Source organism: Winogradskyella sp. PC D3.3 (assembly GCF_054366245.1).
Genome location: NZ_CM135962.1, coordinates 363,849 through 388,071 on the forward strand (window position 1 = coordinate 363,849; position 24,223 = coordinate 388,071).

Genomic DNA, 24,223 nt, shown 5'->3' on the forward strand with positions numbered 1-24,223 from the left:
AACTCGTTAAATTAAACAATGATATAAATCATCGTAACAGTCTCTATTTCCAAAACACATCAATTTCGTTATCAATAAATTTTTCAGGTTGATGTATTAATTCTATTTGGCGCCATTGTGCTTGCGTTGCTACGTTTTGAATTTCCGGAAATAAAATACGTTCTTCAAATCGAATATGTTGCTCTAACGCTTCTTCAATTTTACTCAGTATTTTTATATCATCACTTGTATCTTCAAACAATCGCTTTAGCCTTCTATGCTCAGCTAAACCACGTTTTATCATTTCATTTTCAGCATCCATAATTGTAAAAACATAAGTTTCTTCCAATTCAAAATGAGGCATCAAATGATTCTTAAAAAACCAATTCGCATAAGCTCTAATGCGTTTTGGGTTTATGTCTTTACTAAATCCTGCTCTAATTTTCCAAGACAATAATAACCCTTGATGGTGTTCTCTGCTTAAAGGTTGAAGTGCTTTATGTCGTTTTTGAGGCTTAGGTTGCATAAGTTTTGCATTTAATAATATTGAATAATAGTAAGCTAATACCTAATGGTAAAAAAATACTGAAAAGAAATAGTAATACATAATAATGAGGAATCAAACCGCCTCCGAAGTAAAATAGAGCCCCTTGAATTAACAAGAGTAATTCAGTTAAAACGAAACCAAAAAGGAAACTATAGATTCCGAAATCTAAAGTTTTAGATGTGCTTAACAAATGACTTTTTAAAACAAAAGCAAATAGACCTCCTGAAATGACACCTAACATAAGTAAGTGAATAAAACCAATAACAAAATTGCGATGATTATAAACGACTTGAGAAAACTCGGGTAAGATAGATAAAAATTGACACAAGACTTTTAAAATAAAACAAACGAAAGCAACACGGTACATATAAAACACTAACGCTATGTCTTTATCTATAAATGCGTTAATCTTAGATTTTATGAGTCTGTAAAATTTAAAAAGCATCACCACTTGAAGACTAACACCACAACCATTAATCCATAGTAAACTATTATAAGGAGCAAACCATTGAACCGGTAATGCAAATGTCAATACCGTTGACGCCACTAATAACCTATAAAATTGCCGAAATAATTTACAATCTTCAACCTTTAAAAGATGAAAAAGCACGGCAATAACAGCCATTAAAAACCAGCCATTAAATTGAAAATGTAAAAAGAACTGAATTGCAATTTGATAAATCGCAGAGGCTGATCCAAATATCGCTACTACTGGTCCTAAACACCAAACTCCGATAGTAGAAACCCCCATAAATAGAAGTGCCGTTTTTAATAACTTTTCTGAGACCACAGACGTACTTTTAGCATGTTTCCAGATGAGATACACAAAACAATAACTACAAAAAATATGTAAAGTCGAAAAGGTTATAGAAATAGCAGCATACCCTTGAAGCGGAAAACTGATCATCATCCCAATAACAGCAGATTCAGTTAACCAAAACAACCGATTGAATAGCTTAGTTTCAACAGAAACAAAATAATGAACAAACAGCGTAAATAACATTAAATACACCCAACCCAACATGGCGATATGCGAATGTGCATGCATTAAAAATCTATAATTAACACCTATGGATTCTAAAAATGAAAAGCGCAATGCCAATCCCATTAAAGCAGCAATTAAAAAATTAACAAAACATACGATGACAAGCTTTTTTGGCATGTTGTTAAATTACGAATTAGTTATGAATACAAGAAGAAAACCCCAAAATGCAAGGGATAACATTTTAGGATTTTCATAAAAAAACAATTTAAGGGATTGCTATTAACCAAATTGTTGTTCTAGTTTAATGGCCTCAGGAAACAATATATTATTTTCTAAGTGAATATGTAGGTGTAAATCTTTTTCAAATTCATCTAACATCGCAAAAGTGACTTTGTACGTATTACAAGCATCTTCTGGTGGAGTGTAATTATTTGAAAGCTTATCAATTTCTCTAAAACGTTCACCTTCGGTATCATGCTCTTCCATCATCATAGTAATAGGATTTTCAACTGTACCAAATTGTGGTGATGGCACTGCTCCACCCTTTAATTTAGCTGCTACCATTTTTTTTATGAATGGAAAAAGAATAAGTTCTTCTTTTTTTAAATGCGCCGATAATTCACCTGCCGAAGCTGTAAATAATTCGTTTATTTTAAATAGCTCTGGATGACGTTCTCCATGTACACGACATAATTTATCTAAAAACTGACGTAATACAGGGATTTTTTCCTCCACGTATCTATGGTGTTTTTTTTCAATGTATTCTGCCAACAAATCTAGTGGCCAAGATTTATAATCAATAGTTTCACCAAATCTTGAATTTAAAACGAAATCAATTTCCTCCATTAATTTATCACTATCAATGCCTTTTTTTTCACAAGCCTCTTCTACGGTTCTGTTTCCATTGCAACAAAAATCAATTTTGTATTTAGAAAAAACTGCTGCTGTTCTAAAATCATCAGCAACATATTGCCCTATTTCTTTTTGGGTATTTTTTTGAAGTGTTTCCATATTACAGTTTTATTTCGGATAGTTTTATCCTATTTATATTCAAATTTTTTTTTAGATCTTTAAAAATGAAACTCCAGATTTGATATCTAAAGCGAGTTGCTCTAGGCTTGTGTTTTCTAGCATATGCTTCAATTCTTCTCTAATACTTTTAAATTTATCGTGTACAGGACATGGATGGTTTTCATCACAAGTATGTAATCCTAATCCACAACCATTATAAATACTATCACCATCAATAGCATTAACAATCTGAGAAAGTTTAGTTTCGGCGATTTTATTCTTATCAATTTCAAAACCACCATAAGCACCTCTTACCGACGTTACAATGTCGTTTCGCACTAAAGCTTGTAGAATCTTAGCGGTAAAAGCTTGTGGAGAGTCAATCTCTTCCGAAATTTCTTTTGGACTAACACGTCTATTCTCAGATGAATTAATAGCAATAAAAATTGCAGCTTTTATTCCATATTCGCAAGCTTTAGAAAACATTACATAATTAATTTAGAGGACAAAAATACAACATTATTTTAAATAAGATAAATTTATCTGAAATAAATACCTTAAGCATATTTGGCTTTATACCAAACCTTTTGCCATTCGCGCTGTAACAGCATAAAAGTGACATCTTCCGATAGTTTTAAAGCATCACTACCATCTAATTCTCTTATTTTAGCTTCAGAGACATCAACGATATAAAGTAAATTTAAATAGTCCGAAAACTTAGATTGTATAAGATTAAACACGGTTTCTTGAAGTAGAAATTTTAAACTTGTAGGCAAGATTTCTTCATCAAATTCCAGATCTATATTAGCGTAAAGCAAATCTTTGTTCAATTGAACAATCAATTTCTTATAGAGCTGTAATTCTTCAGCCTCCACTATTAAATCTTCAAAATTTGATGGTAAATTCATTAGGTATTATACGCGTCTATTCATTAATTGCTCTCCAAATGCTCTAAGTGATTGTTTTTTCACTTCTTCAATATTCAAAGTCTCTAAAACGTCAAAAGCTTTGTTGGTATACGCTACAACTGCATTTTGAGTTGCTTCTGCTGCACCAGATTTTTTAAATAGCGCTTTAACCTTTTCAACTTTATTACTGTTGGGGAGATCAACATTAGAAATAACGGTCTTCAAATTTAAAGTATCATCTTTAGAACCCAGTTCCATCGTTTTTAAATATAAATAGGTCTTTTTGTTTTCAATAATATCACCTCCAACTTGTTTTCCAAAGGTTTCAGGGTTTCCAAAAGCATCTAAATAATCGTCTTGTAACTGAAAAGCGATTCCTAATAAGCGTCCAAATTCGTAAATGGCCTCTTGATCTGCATCTGAAGCCTTGGCTACAATCGCACCCATTTTCATAGCGGCACCCACCAAAACAGCGGTTTTGTATTCAATCATTTTTAAATATTCCGAAATCGTAACATCATCGCGAGTTTCAAAATCGATATCATATTGCTGCCCTTCACAAACCTCCAAAGCCGTTTTACTAAAAAGTTTTGCTAATGCCTGAAATCTTTCAGGATCATAATTCTCAAACAATTGATAAGCCATGATCAACATGGCATCACCAGACAAAATCCCGGTATTTAAATTCCATTTTTCATGCACGGTTTGCTCGCCCCTACGCAAAGGCGCATCATCCATAATATCATCATGTACTAACGAAAAATTATGAAAAACTTCAATAGACAAGGCTGCATCCATTGCATTCTCAATAGATTCACCAAAAACCTCAGCGGTCATTAAGGTTAAAATTGGTCGTAACCGTTTGCCTCCCAACTGTAATATATAATTAATAGGACTATATAAATTTTTGGGTTCTCTGTTAACTGTAAAACCCTCTAAATATTTTAGAAAGGGCTTTTGATAGTGTTCAATATGTTGCATAAGACAAAAATAAGGTTTTAAACATATTTTAAGCGAATGTTGCCTGTGTTAAAAAATCATTAAAACTTTGGAAACTTTTTTGGTTTCTAAAGTTTCCTGACGTAATTTTGCACTTTAATAACAAATAAATTCTACGTTTCTAGAGACACATAATGAGAGAAAAAATAATTGATAAATCTTCTAATCTTTTTTTAAATCTAGGTTTTAAAAGTGTAACGATGGATGATATTGCCAATGAGTTAGGCATTTCAAAGAGAACCATTTACCAACATTTTGAAAACAAAACCAAACTGGTTGAAGCAACCACCTCATTTATATTTGAGAACATTTCACATGGGATTGATTGTATTTGCGAATTAAATAACAATCCTATTAAAGAAATATATGAGATTAAAAAATTTGTATTGCGTCATCTTAAGGATGAAAAATCATCACCACAATATCAATTACAAAAATATTACCCTAAGATTTTTGCTAACGTTAAGCATAAGCAATTCGATAAAATGCTAGGTTGTGTTACTCGTAATTTAGAGCGCGGTGTTGCACAAGGGCTCTATAGAGACACCATTAATATCGGTTTTGTAGCACGACTTTATTTTAGTGGTATGATTTCAATAAAAGATCCAGAAATTTTCCCTCAAGATCAATTCTCAATGCGTACAATTATGGATAATTATATCGAATACCATTTAAGAGGTATTTGTTCTGATAAAGGCTTAAAAACACTAACACAATTAAACACCAATCTCAAATAACTAATGAAAAAATCACTAACATTACTGATAGGTTTTATCATTTTTCAAATCGGGTTTTCGCAAGAACAACCAACAAGGTATTCACTGCAAGAAGCGATTGACTATGCCTTAGAAAATAATAGATCTGCCTTAAATGCCGCCCGCGATATTGAATCCGCAAAACAACAGAAATGGGAAACTACAGCAAGTGGTTTACCACAGATAAACGCTAGTATAGATTACCAAAACAATTTAAAACAACAAGTGCAATTAATTCCTGCCGAATTTTTTGGTGGTCAACCCGGAGAGTTTGCAGAAGTTATGTTTGGAACGAAACAGAGCATGACGGCGTTTGCAACATTAAATCAAAAAATATTTGATGGCTCTTATCTTGTCGGGTTACAATCGGCAAGAGTATTTTTAGAAATTTCAAAAAATGCAAAAACAAAAACAGACCTCGAAGTCAGAAAAGCCGTAATACAGGCTTATGGTAACGTCCTTTTAGCTGAAGAAAGTATTAAGATTTTAAATAGAAATATTGAAGTTTTAGAAAAAAACCTTTTTGAAACCAATAAAATCTATGAAAATGGTTTAGGCGAAGAAGAAAGCGTTGAACAACTACAAATAACACTTTCGGGTGTAAAAAGTAGCCTTAACAACACCAATAGACTTAAAACCCTAGCCTACCAGATGTTGAATATTACTTTGGGACGCGATGTTTATAGTACATTGACGCTTACTGATAATTTAGAATCTTTAACCATAGAGAACATTTCACTTCTTTTACTTGAAGCTGAAGCAAATCCAGAAAGCACCATTGATTATCTTATTTCTAAAAACAACAAACAGTCTAAAGCGTTATTATTAAAGCTAGAAAAAAGTAAAGCTCTACCAACCCTTAATGCTTTTATTAACGGAGGCTATTCTGGCTACAATGAAGACTTTGCTTTTGCTAAGAAAAGTCAAGACTGGTTTGGTTCATCATTATTTGGGGTTAGTTTAGATATCCCCATTTTTAGTTCCGGAATGCGAAGTGCTGCAACTCAACGTGCTAAAATAAACCTAGAAAAAGCCGAAACAGATTTAACAGAAACAGAACAGCGTATTAAACTTGAAATCGCATCTGCAAAAAGTGATTATCAATTTGCCATAGAAGATTATGATAACAAAAAACAAAATTTAGCACTCGCCGAACGCATTGAAGCAAAAAACCAAACTAAGTTTTTTGAAGGTATTGGCTCTAGTTTTGAACTCAGACAAGCACAAACCCAATTATACGCTGCACAACAAGAGTTATTACAAGCAATGTTAGACGTTATTAACTCTAAAGCGGCTTTAGAAACAGCATTAAACACACCAATCAACAACTAAAAAATCACTATCAAAATGAAATACCTATATCCAATATTAATCATTGCTGCATTAACGGTCTCGTGTTCTGGCGACAAGAAGAATTCTGTTGATTACGTTATAGAAAATGGTAATTTAGAAACTATAAGAGTAAAACGAGGAGAACTTGTTGGAGAACAACAAGCTATCAACGACAAAATAAAACGCTTAGATGAAAAAATAAAAACCTTAGACACCACTAAAAACGTCCCTTTAATTACCACATTTAAGGCAGAAACTGAAGTTTTTAATCATGTTTTAGAGCTACAAGGAAACGTTACCACCAAAGACCTTTTAACCATCACACCCGAATTCAATGGTATTTTAACCAATGTTTATGTAAAAGAAGGTCAAAAAGTAAGTAAAGGACAAGTCTTAGCTAAAATTGACGATGGAGGACTAAGTCAGCAATTGGCACAATTAAAAATCCAAGCTGAATTAGCAAAAACGACTTATGAGCGTCAACAACGTCTTTGGGAACAAAATATCGGAAGTGAAATTCAATTTTTACAAGCCAAATCCACATACGAATCACAACAAGAAGCCGTTAACCAATTAAACCAACAAATTGCTAAAGCAACTGTTAGAGCGCCTTTTTCTGGTACTATTGACGACATCATTACCGAACAAGGAAGCGTCGTAGCGGCAGGACAATCACCAATTATGCGTATTGTAAATTTAGACAATATGTATATTGAAACAGAAGTCCCAGAACGTTATGTTTCTGATGTTACCAAAGGAAAAAATGTTTCGGTAAACATTCCTGTTTTAGGAAAAACAATAGAAACAACCATTCGTCAAGCCGGGGATTTTATCAACCCAGCCAACCGAACATTTAAAGTAGAAGTTGAAATTCCAAATAAAGACAAGTCCATAAAACCAAACTTATCAGCACGTTTAAAAATTAATGACTACACTAATGAAAATGCGCTATTAATTCCACAAAGTGTTGTGTCTGAAAATTCAGAAGGAGAACAATATGTTTACGTAGTATCTGACAAAAACGATAAAGGTATTGGTACAGCAAAACGTACCATAATAGAAACCGGAAAAACACAAGGTGATATTATTGAAGTGTTAAAAGGCCTAAAATCGGGTGCTGAAATTATTAAAGAAGGTGCACGTAGTGTAAGAGATGGACAATCTGTTGAAGTTATTAATTATGAAACTAAAAACTAATGGCTGAAAATAAAAAAAATACCGAAAAGGAATTTGGCTGGTCATCGTGGGCAATTAACAATAAGACCACAATGTATGTGCTTATTGCTGTGTTTTTCTATTTAGGAATTTCAGCTTTTTTCGACATGCCAAGAGAAGCATTCCCAGAGGTTAATGAAACTAAAATTTACGTTAGTACCATTTATCCAGGAAATACTGCTGAGGATATCGAAAAGTTAATTACAGATCCTGTAGAAGATAAGCTAAAAACCGTAAGTAACGTTGTAGAAATCACTTCAACATCACAAGAAGATTATTCTATGGTGGTCATAGAATTTGATGAGAACATTACTGTAGAACAAGCCAAACAGAAAGTAAAAGACGAAATTGATTCGGAAACAGCAGGTGAAGATTGGCCAACATTTAACGGAGCAAAAGTAGAACCTGATGTATTTGAATTGAGTCTTTCTGAAGAAATGCCAATTCTAAATATTAATATTTCTGGAGATTATCCAATTGAAAAATTAAAGGATTATGCTGAATATCTTCAAGATGAAATAGAAGATTTACAAGAAATTAAGAAGGCCGATATTCGTGGTGCTCAAGATAAAGAAGTTGAGGTTGCTGTTGACATCTATAAAATGATGGCAGCCAAAGTAACGTTTAATGATATTCTTGGTGCCATTGGAAATGGAAATATTACACAGTCTGCAGGTAACTTAAAAGCAAGTGGACAACGACGTACCATAAGAATTATTGGAGAAATTGAAAAACCTTCAGAACTTGAAAACTTCGTTGTAAAATCAGACAATGGGAATCCTATTTATTTAAAAGATGTGGCAACCGTTTCATTTCATGAAGAAGATAAAACCACATTCGCAAGAAAATCTGGAAAACCTGTAGTAATGCTAGACGTTAAAAAACGTGCTGGTAAAAACATGGTTGCGGCTGCAGAGCAAACACAAGTTATTGTGCAGAATGCCATAGACAATGTATTCCCAAAAGATTTAGAAGTTACCATTACAAACGATCAATCACCAGTAACCATTGGGCAAGTAGACGATTTGGTAAACAACATCATTTTTGGAGTTATTTTAGTCGTTACCGTTTTAATGTTCTTTTTAGGATTTAAAAATGCGCTATTCGTTGGGTTTGCCATTCCAATGTCCATGTTTATGTCGCTTATGATTTTAGGTCTTATTGGCTATAGTTTAAATACTATGGTGCTTTTTGGACTTATTATGGGACTTGGAATGTTAGTAGATAATGGTATTGTCGTTGTTGAAAACGTCTATCGTTTAATGGAAGACGAAGGTATGGGACGTGTTGAAGCTGCCAAAAAAGGAATTGGGGAAATTGCATATCCTATAATTATCTCTACAGCGACAACAGTTGCCGCTTTTATTCCGTTAGGACTTTGGCCTGGTATTATGGGAGAATTCATGAAAATTTTGCCAATAACCCTATCCATCGTTTTAGGATCTTCTTTAGTAGTTGCTATCTTTTTTAATTCCGTACTCGTATCGCGTTACATGACTACTGAAGATAAAGATATGCCCTTAAAGCAAATTATTAGAACTACAATTATAATTGCAGCATTTGGAATACTAATCCTCGTTTTTGGTGGAGCTTATAGAGGTTTAGGAACCATAATGATTTTTACAGCAATTATGCTTTGGGCATACCGCTATTTCATTAGAGGTTGGGCAAATAGTTTCCAAAACAAAGCTTTAGTAAGCCTTGAAAACTGGTATGAAGTGCGTTTAAGAAATTCATTATCTAAAAGACAACCATATATTTTAACTATTGCTACGTTTTTATTATTAATTGCCGCTTTTATTGCCTTTGGAATTTCTTTAAGTACACAACGTACAAAAGTAGAATTCTTCCCCGATAATAAACCTAACCAAATTATTGTCTATATAGAATATCCACAAGGTACAGCCATTGAAAAGACCAATGCTATTACCGCACAAATAGAAAAACGTGTAGATGCGGTTATTAACGCAGACCAATACATGGATGGCGACAGAAATTTCTTAGTAGAAAGTGCCGTTTCTCAAGTTGGTGAAGGAGCCGGAAATCCACAAACAGACATGGGATCTGGTGCTGAAATGCCACACAAAGCTAAGATTACAGCGTCTATGCGCGAGTATAAATATAGAAAAGGTGAAGACAGTGAGCTTTTACGCCAAAAAGTACAAGAAGCGTTAGTGGGTATTTTCCCTGGTGTATTGATTTCTGTTGAAAAAGATGCCAACGGACCACCTGCAGGTCCCCCAATTAATATTGAAATAGACGGTAACGACTACAACGAATTAATTGCAACTGCTGAGCAAATGCGAACTTTTATTAACTCTAAAAACATAGCAGGAATTGATGAGCTTAAAATAGATGTTAATAAAGACAAGCCTTCTATGCTAGTTGAAATTGACAGAAAAAAAGCAGGAGAATTAGGAGTTACCGCAAAACAAATTGGAGATCAATTGCGTAATTCTATCTTTGGTTCAAAAGCAGGAATTTTTAAAGAAGATGGAGATGATTTTGATATCTATGTCCGTTTTAATGAAGCTAACCGTTATGATAAAAGTGCCCTTTTTAATCAAAATATTACCTTTAGAGACAATACAGGGCAGATAAAAGAAATTCCATTATCTACAGTTGCGAAGCAGAAAAACAATTCTGGTTTTAGTGCTATTAAACATAAGGACACCAAACGTGTTGTTACCGTTTATTCGGCTTTATCACCAGGTTATACTGATGCTGGAGCAATTGTTGCTCAAATTCAAAATGAAATGAAAAGCTATGAAGGCTTATCTGAAGACATTCATATTGATTACACAGGTCAAATTGAAGAACAAAATAAGCAAATGGCCTTTTTGGTTGGTGCCTTTTTCACTGGACTTGGTTTAATTTTCTTTATCTTAATCTTTCAATTTAACTCCATTTCAAAACCAACCATTATTATGATTGCTATTTTCTTGAGTTTCATTGGTGTCTTTGGTGGTATCGTTATTTCAGGAAGTGCCTTTGTTATTATGATGACCATGGTTGGTATTATATCACTAGCAGGAATTGTAGTAAATAACGGTGTGGTGCTTTTAGATTACGCTCAATTACTAATTGATAGAAAGAAAAACGAACTGGATTTAGAAGAATCTGACTATTTAACAACAGAAGATTTGTTTGAAAGCATCGTTAGAGCTGGTAAAGCCCGTTTAAGACCCGTTTTATTAACAGCCATAACGACTATTTTAGGTCTAATTCCTTTAGCTATTGGTTTAAACATTAACTTCTTTACCCTATTTTCAGATTTAGATCCTAACATTTATATGGGAGGAGATAACGTTGTCTTTTGGGGGCCATTAGCGTGGACTGTAATTTATGGTTTATTTGTAGCAACCTTCTTAACACTGATTGTAGTACCTATTTTATTCTTCTTAAGTATAAAACTTAAAATGTGGATGCGCCTTAAATTTACATCTGAGCCCTTAAGAGCTAATGAAACAGAGGCCTTTAATCAAATTGAAGGTTCATCTCCACTTGAGATAAACAATTAAATTGAAATCATTATTTAAATAAAAAAATCCGAAGTCTTTACTTCGGATTTTTTACTTTTGCAATTCTAATAAAAATCTATGTACAGAAGTCACAATTGTGGTGAATTAAGAGCATCACACAGCAATACAGAAGTTACACTTTCAGGATGGGTTCAAGGTGTTCGCGACAAAGGGTTTATGATCTATATCGATCTTCGTGATCGCTATGGTATAACACAACTCTATTTTGATGAAGAACGCACACCTAAAGCTATTATAGAAAAGGCTCAAAAGCTTGGACGCGAATTTGTAATTCAAGTAAAAGGAAACGTTATTGAGCGTGCTTCTAAAAATCCAAATATTCCAACTGGAGATATAGAAGTATTAGTTTCAGAATTAACCATCTTAAACAAAGCTTTAGTTCCACCATTTACTATTGAGGATAAAACAGATGGAGGAGACGACATAAGAATGAAATATCGCTATTTAGATATTCGTCGTAATCCTGTAAAAAACAGCTTAATTTTTAGAGCTAAAGTCGCTCAAGAAGTAAGAAATTATCTTTCTAATGAAGGTTTTATTGAAGTTGAAACACCATACCTAATCAAATCAACTCCAGAAGGAGCTAGAGATTTTGTGGTTCCTTCTCGCATGAACGAAGGCCAATTTTACGCTCTTCCACAATCGCCTCAAACCTTCAAACAATTATTGATGGTTGGTGGCATGGATAAATACTACCAGATTGTAAAGTGCTTTAGAGATGAAGATCTACGTGCCGACAGACAACCCGAATTTACACAAATAGATTGCGAAATGGCCTTTGTTGAGCAAGAAGATATTCTTAATGTTTTTGAAGGCTTAACACGTCACTTACTTAAAGAAGTGAATGGTGTTGAAATTGAAAAATTCCCAAGAATGTTGTACGACGATGCCATGCGCTTGTATGGAAATGACAAACCAGATATTCGTTTTGGGATGGAATTTGGGGAATTAAATGCAGTGACACAACATAAAGATTTCGGAGTATTTAATAACGCTGAATTAGTCATTGGTATTGCAGTCCCTGGAGGAAACCGTTACACAAGAAAAGAAATCGATAAATTAATTGATTGGGTAAAACGTCCACAAGTTGGAGCATTAGGTATGATCTACGCGCGTTGTAATGACGATGGAAGTTTTAAATCTTCCGTAGATAAATTTTATGACCAAGACGATTTAGCAAAATGGGCTGAAATTACAGGTGCTAAACCTGGAGATTTAATCTGTGTATTATCTGGCGACACTAATAAAGTAAGAGCACAATTAAGTGCCTTACGAATGGAATTAGCAACACGTTTAGGATTAAGAGACCCTAAAGTATTTGCTCCATTATGGGTTATTGATTTCCCATTATTAGAATTAGATGAAGAAACAGGGCATTACCATGCCATGCACCACCCCTTTACGTCACCAAAACCAGGACAAATTGAATTACTAGACACTAATCCAGGCGAGGTAAAAGCTAACGCCTACGATTTAGTTTTGAATGGTAATGAAATTGGTGGAGGGTCTATCAGAATTCACGATAAAGCCACACAAGCTATAATGCTAAAACATTTAGGTTTCTCTGAAGAAGATGCCAGAGCACAATTTGGCTTTTTAATGGATGCCTTTGAATACGGAGCTCCACCACACGGAGGTTTGGCTTTTGGTCTAGATAGATTAGTTGCTATTTTAGGAGGACAAGAAACCATAAGAGATTTTATTGCCTTCCCTAAAAACAATTCTGGTCGAGATGTGATGATTGATGCTCCTGCACCAATTGATGATGAACAACTAAACGAATTAAATTTAAAACTGAACTTAAAATCATAACATTATTTAATCCTGCTTCTTGCAGGATTTTTTAATAGCTCTAAGCCATGCAAACAAAGCGCCCGTTATTTAAGAGGATTTTAATATGGAGAGCAAAACATATTTCAAATAAGCAATTTATATATTTGCTAAGTGTTTTAGTAGGCTTTACTTCTGGGTTAGGTGCGGTAGCTCTCAAAAATTTAACCCACTATATTCAACTATTATTAGAAGGTAACTTCGTTCATTATTACCATCAAGCGTTTTATTTTCTATTCCCAATTATTGGATTGACTTTGGTTTATTTAATTATGAAGTATGTCATAAGAGCGCATGTAAGTCATGGTATTCCATCAACACTTTATGCCATTGCAAAACGAAAAGGCATCATAAAACGATTTCAAATGTTTGGGTCTGTTCTCACCGCACCTGTAACGATTGGTTTTGGTGGTTCTGTAGGATTGGAAGGTCCTGCCGTTGCTACTGGAGCCGCAATTGGGTCTAATATTGCTTGGCTTTTTAGAATGAATCAAAAGACCAAAACCTTACTCATTTGTTGTGCTGCTGCTGGGGCATTATCTTCTATTTTTAAAGCTCCCATTGCTGCTATTATTTTTGCAATTGAAGTTTTTAGTTTAGATCTAACCATTGCATCTATGCTTCCGTTATTATTAGCATCGCTTTCGGCTATTTTAACTTCTTATTTTTTCTTAGGAGATGATGTTTTACTACCCTTTCGAATCGATGATAATTTTAGTATTTCTGATGTTCCTTTTTATGCTATTTTAGGAATTTGTGCGGCGTTTACTTCAATCTACTTTACAGAAGTTTATGAGCGTATTCAAAAGTTTTTTGATAAATTAAACTCACCAATTAAAAAACTCCTTGTTGGTGGTATTGCTATTGGTATACTCGTTTATTTAATTCCACCACTTTATGGTGAAGGTTTCAATGTTATAAATAGTCTTATTGCCGGAAACCCAGAAAAAGCCTTAGTCAATAACTTTCTAAATTTAGATTTATCTAATATTTGGGTGGTAATTGTGCTTCTTGCTGGACTCGTCTTTTTCAAAATTATCGCAAGTGCTTTAACTTTTGGTGCAGGTGGTGTTGGTGGTATTTTTGCACCTACCCTTTTTATGGGTAGTATTATGGGAAATTGTATCGCCAAAATAATTAACCACTGCGGTTTATTTAACACTCCTGTTAATGAAAGTAATTTTACATTAGTAGGTATGGCGGGTTTATTAGCTGGTGTATTGCACGCTCCATTAACGGCCATATTTTTAATTGCAGAACTCACAGGGGGGTATGACTTGTTTATACCTCTAATGATTACAGCTGCAATTTCATTTGGGATAACAAAATACTTTGTTTCACATTCTGTTTATACCATGGAATTAGCACGTAAAGGAGAACTCATAACACATAATAAAGACCATGCTGTATTAACCTTAATGGATATCAATAAGGTTATAGAAACTAATTTTATTCATATCACAACAAATATGATGTTAGGTGAAATTATTAAGGAAGCGGTTATAAAATCTAACCGAAACATTTTCCCCGTTATAGACGATAAAAACAAAACGCTCAAAGGGATTATTTTATTAGATGACTTAAGACCAATAATGTTTGATCAAACCTTATATAATGAAGTGTACGCGAGCGAATTGATGCAAAAACCTCCAGAAGTAATTGATATTGAAAACGATAAAATGACGGATATTATGAAAAAATTTCAAGATAGTAGCGCTTGGAATTTACCGGTTGTAAAAAAAGGTGTTTATGTCGGTTTTATTTCTAAATCAAAATTATTAACTGCTTACCGACGCGAATTAATTAATTTTACATCTTAATATATAGCATATTATCTAACATAAAAGGTTTTAGAAACCTGATCGTTTTTTTGAAAGATGCCAACAAAACCCTTCATAAAACACTTGCTTCTACTGCGATATAAGTATATATCGCAAAAAAACTTTATCTATATACTTAGTATTGCCGTTGGTTTAGTAACCGGTATTGCTGCGGTAACACTAAAAAACATCACCTATACTATTCAATCAGGCTTAGAACAAGGTATTATTTTTTCTCAAAATCAGCTGTATTTCATATTACCTGTAATTGGTCTTTTTTTGGTTTTTCTTTTTACACGATATATCTTTAGAAAAGCACTAAACCCTTCAATTCCTCCATATATAAAACGTGCGATACCTTCACTTTTATATTCCTTATTAAGACAAAAAGGATTACTGTCTTACAAACTTATTTACCATCCATTAATAACGGCCCCTTTAACGGTTGGATTTGGTGGTTCCGTTGGGTTATTAGGACCTGCAATAACCTCTGGATCTGCATTGAGCTCTAATTTAAGTCGGATTTTACGTGTCGACAAAAAAACAAGAACTTTACTTATCGCTTGTGCTACAGCTGCTGCAGTTGCATCCATGTTTAAATCACCAATTGCGGCTATTGTTTTTGCTGTAGAGATATTTAGCTTAGATCTTACATTTGCATCGTTATTACCATTATTAATAGCCTCTATCTCTTCTGTATTAACCTCTTATTTCTTTTTGGGTGATGAGTTACTTTTTAATTTTAATGTCACCGAAAAGTTCAATCCAAAGGACACTGCTTTCTATATGCTTTTAGGATTAGGTACCGGTATAGCTTCTATATATTTCACTAAGATGTATTTTGCTATCTATACCTTTTTTGATCGATTTAAATCCAAATTCACCAAACTTATAGTTGGAGGAATTGCTATCGGTATCATGCTTTATTTTATTCCTCCACTTTATGGTGAAGGTTTAAGTTTTACTAAAGACTTATTTGAAGGCAACTATCTTCATGCCCTAGGGTCTAATCCTTTTGATAAATACGTTCATAACGTATGGGTTGTTATTGTATTACTTATTGGATTTACCATATTTAAAGCCATAGCAATGACAACCACTTTTGCCGCTGGAGGTGTAGGAGGTGTAATTGTTCCAACAATGGTAATGGGAAGTGCCTTGGGAAATGTTGTGGCCAAAATAATTAATAACATTGGTTTTGGTTTTCATGTTTCTGAATCCAATTTTACATTAATTGGTATGGCAGGATTAATTGCAGGAGTAATCCATGCACCATTAACTGCTATTTTTTTAATTGCAGAAATCACAGGAGGTTACATTCTATTCTTACCACTAATGATAACAGTTGCTATTTCCTATATGATTACCAAAACATATATGCAACACACCATATACACGCGCGAATTAGCAGAACGAGGAGATTTATTAACTCATGACAAGGACCAAAGTGTTCTAACCGTAATGACCTTAGATTCGGTTATAGAACAAGATTTTATTGCACTACATCCAGAAATGAGTTTAGGTGAAATGCTAAAAAAAGGAGTTTCAAAATCGAGTCGAAATATATTTCCAGTTACAGATTCTAACGCTATGCTTGTGGGTATTATTCTGTTAGATGATATTCGCTCTGTGATGTTTGACCAAAGTTTATACGAATCTACGACTGTTGAAACCTTTATGCATCAAGCTCCAGATTATATTATATATGAAAAGGATGCTATGCAAACGGTCATGAAAAAGTTTCAAGATTCAAAAGCATGGAATCTACCCGTTATAAAAGACAACAAATATTATGGTTTTGTTTCAAAATCGAAACTATTAACCGCTTATCGTACCGAATTAATTAACTTTACATCTCAAACCTACTATTAGGTTTATTGAAAACTCCCTTTAATGAAACCCATAAAAATCATCACATTTATTGCTTTTTTAGCTTCTCTAACAAGTATCATTAGTGGTTTAATTCTAGATTTAGAACATTCTCAAAAACTCATTGGCTTTGGGGTACTAGGATTATTTTTTGTAGTTTTTCCATTGTTTTCTTACTACAGATGGAAAGACAAAGACGTTAAAGACTACATGCTTACAAAAGAAAACCTTGATAAAATGCGCGAAAATCAACGCAACTCTAAACAATAATTCATTGATATTGTGCACGTATAATGAAGCATTTAAATAAAAAAAAACAATTTCTTAACTTGAGGTTTTATTTTTATTTTATCTTTACGCTTTAATTTTTATTTATATTATAATGACTGGAACAGTTAAATTTTTTAATGATTCAAAAGGATTTGGATTCATTACCAACGAAGAAACAGGAAAAGACATCTTCGTACACGTATCAAACCTTAATGGCGTAGAATTACGCGAAGGTGACACCGTAGAGTACGACGAAGAAGAAGGAAGAAAAGGTTTAGTAGCTGCCAACGTGCAAGTGCTTTAAGTATATATCTTACAAGTTTCAACGCTCAACCAATGGTTGGGCGTTTTTTTTGCTTTATCCTCAATAAAATGAAGCAATATCAAGTTCGCAAAAAGGACACTAAAAAGCCTATTGAAACACTATTGGTAAATCTTGTTTTGCAATCTTTACAATATAATAAGGCTGTGTCAATACACTGGTTGCTTTCCCCTTAGGACTCGAATGTTTTACTGTCACTAACATCTTTTCAGACGTTTTAGAAATATCTAAGTCTATGGCATATCCTCCACTGCCTTTTACATCATTAAACACAGCAATAACTGCATATTTTGAAAAGTCAATTTTTGTTTCTGTAAAATGTTCTGAAACATTATTTACACTATTCATTTGCTCCATTAAACGCTCCCAATCCCTCTGAGTTTCAATGATAGTGTTTTGCTTAGCAATCCCTTCGGATCCTGAACCATAAAGGTTACCTTTTGAAATTAAAACAGGTTCTACAGTCGTCATTTTTGCATTATTTTGATCCATCTTATGGCATTTACAACTAAAAACAAATAGTAATGATAATATAATTAGTGTCTGTGTTTTCATAATAAGTATTGATTTAAAGTCTAAAATTTACGCCAATTAATTTAAGTTCCGTTTTTCAATAAAAAAGCGTTTCATTAGTGATGCTGCTTCTTCAGCCAATATACCACTAACCACTTCCGTCTTTGGATGTAATTGTGCTCCCATCGTTTTAAAACCTCTTTGCTCGTCTGATGCCCCATAAACTATTTTAGAAATCTGACTCCAATACAAGGCTCCTGCACACATCTGGCAAGGCTCTAAGGTAACGTACAAGGTGCATTTATTCAGATATTTTCCACCTAAAAAATTGGCTGCAGAGGTAATCGCTTGCATTTCGGCATGTGCTGTTACATCATTTAAAAGTTCTGTAAGGTTATGTGTTCGTGCAATAATTCTATCTTCTACTACAATAACTGCACCAACTGGTATTTCTCCTTTTTCATAAGCCTTCTCTGCTTCCTGGAGGGCCTTTTTCATAAAGTAAGTATCGTCAAATGGGTTTATCATAGTTGTAAAAATACGATTTCAAAATTATTCTAAATCATTGCGGCAAGAAATTTGATATCTAAAAACAAAGGCCAACCTTATGAAACCACATGACTCCATTTCAATTCCAAAACCATGCCGCGAAGATTGGTCTAAAATGACAAGGAATAAGCAAGGACGCTTTTGCCAATCGTGCTCAAAATCTGTAATTGATTTTACACAAATGCCACAAGAAGAAATTCAAAATTATTTGGCCGTAAATACTGGTACAAACATTTGTGGACGTATTAAAGCATCTCAACTAGAACAGATTCGCATTGAAATTCCACAACACATCATTCAGCAACAAAGGAGTTTTCATAAACTATTTCTTTTAGCCCTATTAATTGCAATGGGAACATCGCTATTCAATTGTTCCGATGGAAATGGAAATATAAAGAAAATTGATGCTGTAAAAATTACCAACACTTTAGATTCTATAGAGAACAAAACGTTTCATACTGATTCAATTTTAACAGATGAGGTAACTGAAATCCCAGAAATTGTTGGTGAAATAATCCTGCCATCTCAAGATGAAATTGTAATTGGATTTTTGATTACAGACACCCCTCCTGAATTTAAAAATACTCCAGATAATTTATCTCCTTCAGAAAAAAAGAACTATTTATCTCGCAAAGTTACCGACATAATTAAGAAAAACTTTAATATTGAAATTGCTAAAAAACTGGGAATAATAGGAAAGCATAGAATTTTTACCCAATTTAAAATTAATGAAAACGGATTTATTACAGATGTCAAAGTTCAATCTTCTACGCACTCTTCTTTAGAAAAAGAGGCTTTAAGAGTAATTAATTTGTTACCACAATTTACCCCAGGAAAACAGAACGGCGTAAATATTGCAACAATACATACCTTACCTATCGTTTTTGTAATCGAAGATTAATAAAATCTCGTATTTTTACAAGGTGAAAACAGCATTGTTAAAACATATCAATCTTCCTGAAGATTTACGCCAACTAAAGCCTGAAAACTTACCTCAACTCGCCCAAGAATTGCGACGCTTTATTATTAATATCGTCGCTACAAAAGAAGGTCATTTAGGGGCAAGTTTGGGAGTTGTAGAATTAACTATTGCCTTGCATTATGTCTTCAACACTCCAAAAGATCAACTCATTTGGGATGTAGGTCACCAAGCTTATGGACATAAAATCTTAACGGGAAGAAAGGACGTTTTTGATACCAATAGACAACTCAATGGTATAAGCGGTTTTCCTAAACGCAGTGAAAGTATATATGATGCTTTTGGTGTTGGACATTCATCAACCTCAATTTCGGCAGCTTTAGGAATGGCAATTGCCTCACAACTAAAAGGTGAAAACAAACACCATATTGCCGTGATAGGAGATGCCTCTATTGCTAGTGGAATGGCTTTTGAAGGCTTAAACCATGCTGGAGTTACAGATGCTAATTTACTCGTCATCTTAAACGATAATGCCATTGGTATAGATCCTAGTGTTGGAGCCTTAAAACAATATTTGACTAACGTCAAAAAAGGCACTGAAAAGCAAGACAATATTTTTGAAGCCTTAAACTTTAATTATTCAGGACCTATTGATGGTCATGATTTACCATTATTACTTTCAGAATTAAAACGATTACAAACGATAAAAGGTCCGAAATTCTTACATATTATTACCACCAAAGGAAAAGGTTTAAAACAAGCTGAATTAGACCAGGTCAAATACCATGCTCCAGGAAAGTTTGATGCAAAAACAGGAGAACTTCCTATTAAATCTCAGTTGAAGCAGCCACCTAAATTTCAAGATGTGTTTGGTAAAACCATTGTAGAACTGGCTTTAAAAAATGACAACATTGTGGGCATTACGCCAGCTATGCCTACGGGTAGTTCTTTAAAGTATATGATGGACACCCTTCCTGACCGTGCTTTTGATGTTGGTATTGCAGAACAACACGCTGTAACCCTTGCAGCCGGAATGGCAACGCAAGGCCTTATTCCGTTTTGTAATATTTACTCCACCTTTTTACAACGTGCTTACGACCAAATCATACACGATGTAGCTTTACAAAATTTACCCGTTATCCTTTGTTTAGATCGTGCTGGATTAGTGGGTGAAGATGGAGCTACACATCATGGCGTATTTGACTTAGCATACCTAAATTGTATTCCTAATCTGGTTATTTTTGCACCACGAGATGCCATAGCTCTTAGAAATATAATGTACACTGCTCAGTTAGGAATAGACTTTCCATTGGCTATTCGTTATCCTAGAGGGCGTGGTCATTTATTAGATTGGAAACAACCATTTAAAGCTATAGAAATTGGAAAAGGTATCTGTTTAAAAGAAGGGAGTCAGATTGCGGTACTTTCTATTGGAACCTTAGCAAAAACAATTGAAGAGGCTATTTCAACCATAGCACAACATGATGCTATTAGTCATTACGACATGCAATTTGTTAAGCCTCTTGATGTCCCTTTGTTACATGAGATCTTTAAGAACCACGATGCTATACTGACTGTTGAAGATGGCACTATAGTCGGTGGTTTTGGGAGTGCAATTCTAGCCTTTGCGAATACGCATCACTACAATCAAAACATCAAAGTCTTAGGCATTAAAGACCAATTTATTGAGCATGGAACGGTTCAACAACTTATGCAGTTACAACAATTGGATGCACCAGCAATTAAGAAAACCCTAGAAGATTTACTCCTCAATCTCAAGAATAGCTAAATCCGACTGATTTTCAACTTGTTCAGTCTTCATCGTTTCATAGCTTGTTTGCTCTAAACTTTCGCTTGTAATATCATCCAAGAGAAGTAAACACGTTACAACAACTAAGAAAATGACTAGCCCTCCAAGTATATTATTCTTCATAAGTAGGTATTTAATGGGTTGATTCTGAAGTAAAAGAAAACAAAATATCGATAAAAAACAAATTTATTCGCTGAAATACACTACCCTATTCTATTTCATTTGAAATTATAAGATCTGACCTTGCAGTTTTTTATGCAATAACATGGCATTTGTATCTGATAATTTCGATATATATAAACACATTGCTAACAGATTTTCATATAACGATTCATTACTGAGTTTTAATGTTTCTGGCAATGTGCTATATAACAACGCATCATAATTAGACATGTTGTTCTCATAATAATGCAGTGCCATATCTCCAAAAGATTCTAATAATTGATTTAGAATTTTATATCCAGCGATTTCTTTATTAATAACTTCTTTAGAGCGATACACATTTTTTATACTAATATTAATAATATCCTTGATTTGTGCTTTATACTGACTAACATCTAATAAAGCGGTTTCAAATTTACCCGCCAAAATAGCCTCTTCGTGCTTCATAAATAGCGAAGCCGCTTCATTAATTAAGCGCCCAATAGCTAAGGCTCGTAAGTAGCTCACCCGATCTTCTGTGGTTTTTAAAGCACTATAATTTTCGGTTTTAATACTCCCTCTCACCAAGTTAATTAAGTACTCTAAAGCATATTCTTCTTCAATTAAGCCTAAGTTGATGCCATCTTCAAAATCGATAATAGTATAGCAAATATCATCAGCGGCTTCCACCAAAAACGCTAATGGATGTCGTTGATAAGTTACATATTCATCACTTCGTTTGGTTAAGCCCAACTCCAATGCTATGGTTTCAAACATTGCTTTTTCACTTTGAAAAAAGCCATATTTTTTATCTACAATATGATCTGATGGTTTTTTAGGCAATGATTCTTTTGGATACTTCATAAAAGCTCCTAAAGTGGCATAACTTAATCTTAAACCACCTTCTCTACCCTCTCTACTTTCCGTGAGAATCTTAAAGCCATTGGCATTACCTTCAAAATCACATAAATCTTGATACTCTTTTTCAGTTAAGTACTTTTTAAATGTAGCACCCTTGCCTTCTTTAAAATAGGCACCAATTGCTTTTTCTCCAGAATGGCCAAACGGAGGATTACCAATGTCGTGTGCCAACGCTGCTGCTGCAACAATAGCCCCAAAATCATTAATTTTATAGCCGTGAACATTTTCTAAGTGTGGATGTTTTTTCAACAACAACTGCCCTACTCTTCTTCCCAAAGAACGTCCCACAACACTTACTTCTAAACTATGCGTTAAACGTGTGTGGACAAAATCGGTTTTAGACAAAGGCACCACTTGGGTTTTGTCTTGAAGTCCTCTAAATTCTGAGGAGAATATAATACGGTCATAATCTACCTCAAACCCTAAACGAGTTTCATCTTGTTCTTTTCTTAGTCTTTTATTGGTATCTCCGTAACGCTTTAAGGAGAGTAGCTGTTCCCAGTTCATAGTTTAATTCTTAGAAGATGCAAGATATATAAATTGCTATACAATTGATTACTTAAAGCTTATATAGATGTTATAAATTTTAATGTTATCTAATTGTTTCCAGAATATAAATCTACATAATATTAAGCTAACAATCACCTAACCTTTTAGTCACGAATCTTTAATTTTCATATAACCTACAAGAACGCTAATCAGAGTTTCTTTGCAGCATAACATTTAATGAACAAAAACAAAATGAAAACAATTAAAAACTTATTTTTCTTACTTACATTTTCGCTTATCGCATTTAACTGTAGTAGTGATGATGATAACAACACTGATGATGGTGGAGACACTAATGAATTGATTCAGAAATCAGGTATTCTAACTGAAGATGAAACATGGACATCAAACAACATTTATCAATTAAATGGAAAAGTCGTTGTAAACGATGGTGTTACTTTAACTATCGAAGCTGGTACTATTATTAAAGGTGCTGAAGGACAAGAATCATTAGCTTCTGCTTTAGTTGTTGACCAAGGAGGAAAAATAATTGCTAACGGAACAGCTAGTGCACCAATTATAATGACCTCTGAATTAGACAACATTACTTTTGGGCAAAACACAGGAACAAGCCTTAACCAAAACGATACTGGTCTTTGGGGTGGATTAATCATTTTAGGTCGTGCACCAATCTCGGTCAGTGGAGATGTTGAAACGGCACAAATTGAAGGTATTCCTGCAACTGAGCCTTATGGTCAGTATGGTGGTACAGATGCCAATGACAACTCTGGTATTTACAAATACATTTCTGTAAGACATGGTGGTATCACTATTGGTTCTGACAATGAAATTAACGGTGTTACCATGGGTGGAGTTGGTAACGGAACGACAATCGATCATATTGAAGTTGTTGCGAACCAAGATGATGGTTTTGAGTGGTTCGGTGGAACTGTAAACGCAACAAACTTAATCACCTGGGGTAATGGTGATGATGGTTTAGATGCGGATCAAGCTTGGTCAGGATCTGTAAATAACGCCTTAGTTATTCAAGGAAGTGAATCTGGTAGCGCATTAGAATTAGATGGTCCTGAAGGATCTGAGGCAACAGAAGATGGTTATACCATGAGTAATATTACTTTAATTGGTGATGCTTCAACGTCTAGCTATATCGCAGATTGTAGAGATGGTTTAATTGTAAACTTAAACAACATATTAGTTTACAACTTCGGAACTGAATCTACAGTAAGAATTAGTGGTGATGACTCACATACGGAATTTGCAAATGATAGAATATCGTTTTCTAACTGGGAAATTGTTTTACCTACAGGTGTTGCTTTAGCTGATATCATTCAAGCTGATGCCAACCAAGAAAAATTCACTGATAATGCTTCTGCTATAACTGAAACAGAAGCGACAACCGGAGCGAACACAAGTGTATTTGGCTGGACTTATGCAGCGTCTCAAAACGCATTCTAAATTAACAAACATAATTCTCAA

General features: G+C 34.0%; 22 protein-coding genes. 12 read left to right on the forward strand and 10 right to left on the reverse strand.

Annotated features, from left to right (window positions below; all coding sequences use genetic code 11):
* Positions 1-43: 43 nt before the first annotated feature.
* The 6 genes from ACXGSQ_RS01595 to ACXGSQ_RS01620 all read right to left on the reverse strand — a co-directional run bounded on the left by ACXGSQ_RS01595 (position 44) and on the right by ACXGSQ_RS01620 (position 4,411).
* A complete protein-coding gene (locus ACXGSQ_RS01595; RefSeq protein WP_458627904.1) occupies positions 44-505 on the reverse strand; it encodes a hemerythrin domain-containing protein in 462 nt (153 codons plus the stop codon).
* Entirely contained in the window at positions 495-1,688 is a 1,194-nt protein-coding gene (locus ACXGSQ_RS01600) for a hypothetical protein (RefSeq protein WP_458627905.1), read from the reverse strand. The genes ACXGSQ_RS01595 and ACXGSQ_RS01600 overlap by 11 nt, the downstream gene beginning before the upstream one ends.
* A 102-nt stretch (positions 1,689-1,790) precedes the next feature.
* Positions 1,791-2,522: an iron-sulfur cluster repair di-iron protein gene (ric, locus tag ACXGSQ_RS01605; protein WP_458627906.1), complete on the reverse strand. Its 732-nt coding sequence runs from the start codon at positions 2,520-2,522 to the stop codon at positions 1,791-1,793.
* 51 nt (positions 2,523-2,573) lie between these two features.
* Positions 2,574-3,008: an RrF2 family transcriptional regulator gene (locus tag ACXGSQ_RS01610; RefSeq protein WP_458627907.1), complete on the reverse strand. Its 435-nt coding sequence runs from the start codon at positions 3,006-3,008 to the stop codon at positions 2,574-2,576.
* Positions 3,009-3,079: 71 nt separating this feature from the next.
* Entirely contained in the window at positions 3,080-3,430 is a 351-nt protein-coding gene (locus ACXGSQ_RS01615; RefSeq protein WP_458627908.1) for a hypothetical protein, read from the reverse strand.
* Positions 3,431-3,436: 6 nt separating this feature from the next.
* Positions 3,437-4,411, reverse strand: coding sequence for a polyprenyl synthetase family protein (locus ACXGSQ_RS01620; RefSeq protein ID WP_458627909.1), 975 nt, complete (start codon positions 4,409-4,411; stop codon positions 3,437-3,439).
* Positions 4,412-4,563: 152 nt separating this feature from the next.
* On the opposite strand from ACXGSQ_RS01620, the gene ACXGSQ_RS01625 reads away from it, so the two are divergent.
* From ACXGSQ_RS01625 to ACXGSQ_RS01665, 9 genes are all read left to right on the forward strand, one after another.
* Positions 4,564-5,166, forward strand: coding sequence for a TetR/AcrR family transcriptional regulator (locus ACXGSQ_RS01625; RefSeq protein WP_458627910.1), 603 nt, complete (start codon positions 4,564-4,566; stop codon positions 5,164-5,166).
* 3 nt (positions 5,167-5,169) lie between these two features.
* The gene (locus ACXGSQ_RS01630; RefSeq protein WP_458627911.1) at positions 5,170-6,516 is read left to right on the forward strand and encodes a TolC family protein; all 1,347 of its coding nucleotides are present in this window, start codon (positions 5,170-5,172) and stop codon (positions 6,514-6,516) included.
* A 15-nt stretch (positions 6,517-6,531) separates the two neighbouring features.
* A complete protein-coding gene (locus ACXGSQ_RS01635; protein ID WP_458627912.1) occupies positions 6,532-7,713 on the forward strand; it encodes an efflux RND transporter periplasmic adaptor subunit in 1,182 nt (393 codons plus the stop codon).
* A complete protein-coding gene (locus ACXGSQ_RS01640; protein ID WP_458627913.1) occupies positions 7,713-11,252 on the forward strand; it encodes an efflux RND transporter permease subunit in 3,540 nt (1,179 codons plus the stop codon). Before ACXGSQ_RS01635 ends, ACXGSQ_RS01640 begins: the two co-directional genes overlap by 1 nt.
* Positions 11,253-11,330: 78 nt before the next feature.
* Positions 11,331-13,085, forward strand: a complete 1,755-nt coding sequence (gene aspS, locus ACXGSQ_RS01645) for an aspartate--tRNA ligase (protein WP_458627914.1) — start codon at positions 11,331-11,333, stop codon at positions 13,083-13,085.
* Between the two features lie 47 nt (positions 13,086-13,132).
* Entirely contained in the window at positions 13,133-14,923 is a 1,791-nt protein-coding gene (locus ACXGSQ_RS01650; protein ID WP_458627915.1) for a chloride channel protein, read from the forward strand.
* 57 nt (positions 14,924-14,980) lie between these two features.
* Positions 14,981-16,795 carry a chloride channel protein gene (locus ACXGSQ_RS01655; protein ID WP_458627916.1) on the forward strand — a complete coding sequence of 605 codons (1,815 nt, stop codon included), beginning with the start codon at positions 14,981-14,983 and terminating at the stop codon, positions 16,793-16,795.
* A 21-nt stretch (positions 16,796-16,816) separates the two neighbouring features.
* The gene (locus ACXGSQ_RS01660; RefSeq protein ID WP_458627917.1) at positions 16,817-17,062 is read left to right on the forward strand and encodes a hypothetical protein; all 246 of its coding nucleotides are present in this window, start codon (positions 16,817-16,819) and stop codon (positions 17,060-17,062) included.
* 112 nt (positions 17,063-17,174) lie between these two features.
* Positions 17,175-17,366, forward strand: coding sequence for a cold-shock protein (locus ACXGSQ_RS01665; RefSeq protein WP_020898101.1), 192 nt, complete (start codon positions 17,175-17,177; stop codon positions 17,364-17,366).
* 108 nt (positions 17,367-17,474) lie between these two features.
* Here the strand turns inward: ACXGSQ_RS01665 and ACXGSQ_RS01670 are convergent, their stop codons facing one another.
* Both ACXGSQ_RS01670 and ACXGSQ_RS01675 read right to left on the reverse strand, forming a co-directional pair.
* The gene (locus ACXGSQ_RS01670) at positions 17,475-17,939 is read right to left on the reverse strand and encodes a protease complex subunit PrcB family protein (RefSeq protein WP_458627918.1); all 465 of its coding nucleotides are present in this window, start codon (positions 17,937-17,939) and stop codon (positions 17,475-17,477) included.
* A 36-nt stretch (positions 17,940-17,975) separates the two neighbouring features.
* The gene (locus ACXGSQ_RS01675; RefSeq protein WP_458627919.1) at positions 17,976-18,425 is read right to left on the reverse strand and encodes a nucleoside deaminase; all 450 of its coding nucleotides are present in this window, start codon (positions 18,423-18,425) and stop codon (positions 17,976-17,978) included.
* Between the two features lie 79 nt (positions 18,426-18,504).
* On the opposite strand from ACXGSQ_RS01675, the gene ACXGSQ_RS01680 reads away from it, so the two are divergent.
* Positions 18,505-19,347, forward strand: a complete 843-nt coding sequence (locus ACXGSQ_RS01680; RefSeq protein ID WP_458627920.1) for an energy transducer TonB — start codon at positions 18,505-18,507, stop codon at positions 19,345-19,347.
* Between the two features lie 22 nt (positions 19,348-19,369).
* Positions 19,370-21,154, forward strand: a complete 1,785-nt coding sequence (locus ACXGSQ_RS01685; protein WP_458627921.1) for a 1-deoxy-D-xylulose-5-phosphate synthase — start codon at positions 19,370-19,372, stop codon at positions 21,152-21,154.
* Here ACXGSQ_RS01685 and ACXGSQ_RS01690 read toward each other — a convergent pair.
* Both ACXGSQ_RS01690 and ACXGSQ_RS01695 read right to left on the reverse strand, forming a co-directional pair.
* A complete protein-coding gene (locus ACXGSQ_RS01690; protein ID WP_458627922.1) occupies positions 21,128-21,298 on the reverse strand; it encodes a hypothetical protein in 171 nt (56 codons plus the stop codon). The genes ACXGSQ_RS01685 and ACXGSQ_RS01690 overlap by 27 nt on opposite strands.
* A 105-nt stretch (positions 21,299-21,403) precedes the next feature.
* Positions 21,404-22,744, reverse strand: coding sequence for a deoxyguanosinetriphosphate triphosphohydrolase (locus tag ACXGSQ_RS01695; RefSeq protein WP_458627923.1), 1,341 nt, complete (start codon positions 22,742-22,744; stop codon positions 21,404-21,406).
* 234 nt (positions 22,745-22,978) lie between these two features.
* Here ACXGSQ_RS01695 and ACXGSQ_RS01700 point away from each other — a divergent pair, with 234 nt between their 5' ends.
* On the forward strand, positions 22,979-24,202 hold the full coding sequence (locus tag ACXGSQ_RS01700; protein WP_458627924.1) for a hypothetical protein: 1,224 nt from the start codon (positions 22,979-22,981) through the stop codon (positions 24,200-24,202).
* Positions 24,203-24,223: the final 21 nt, after the last annotated feature.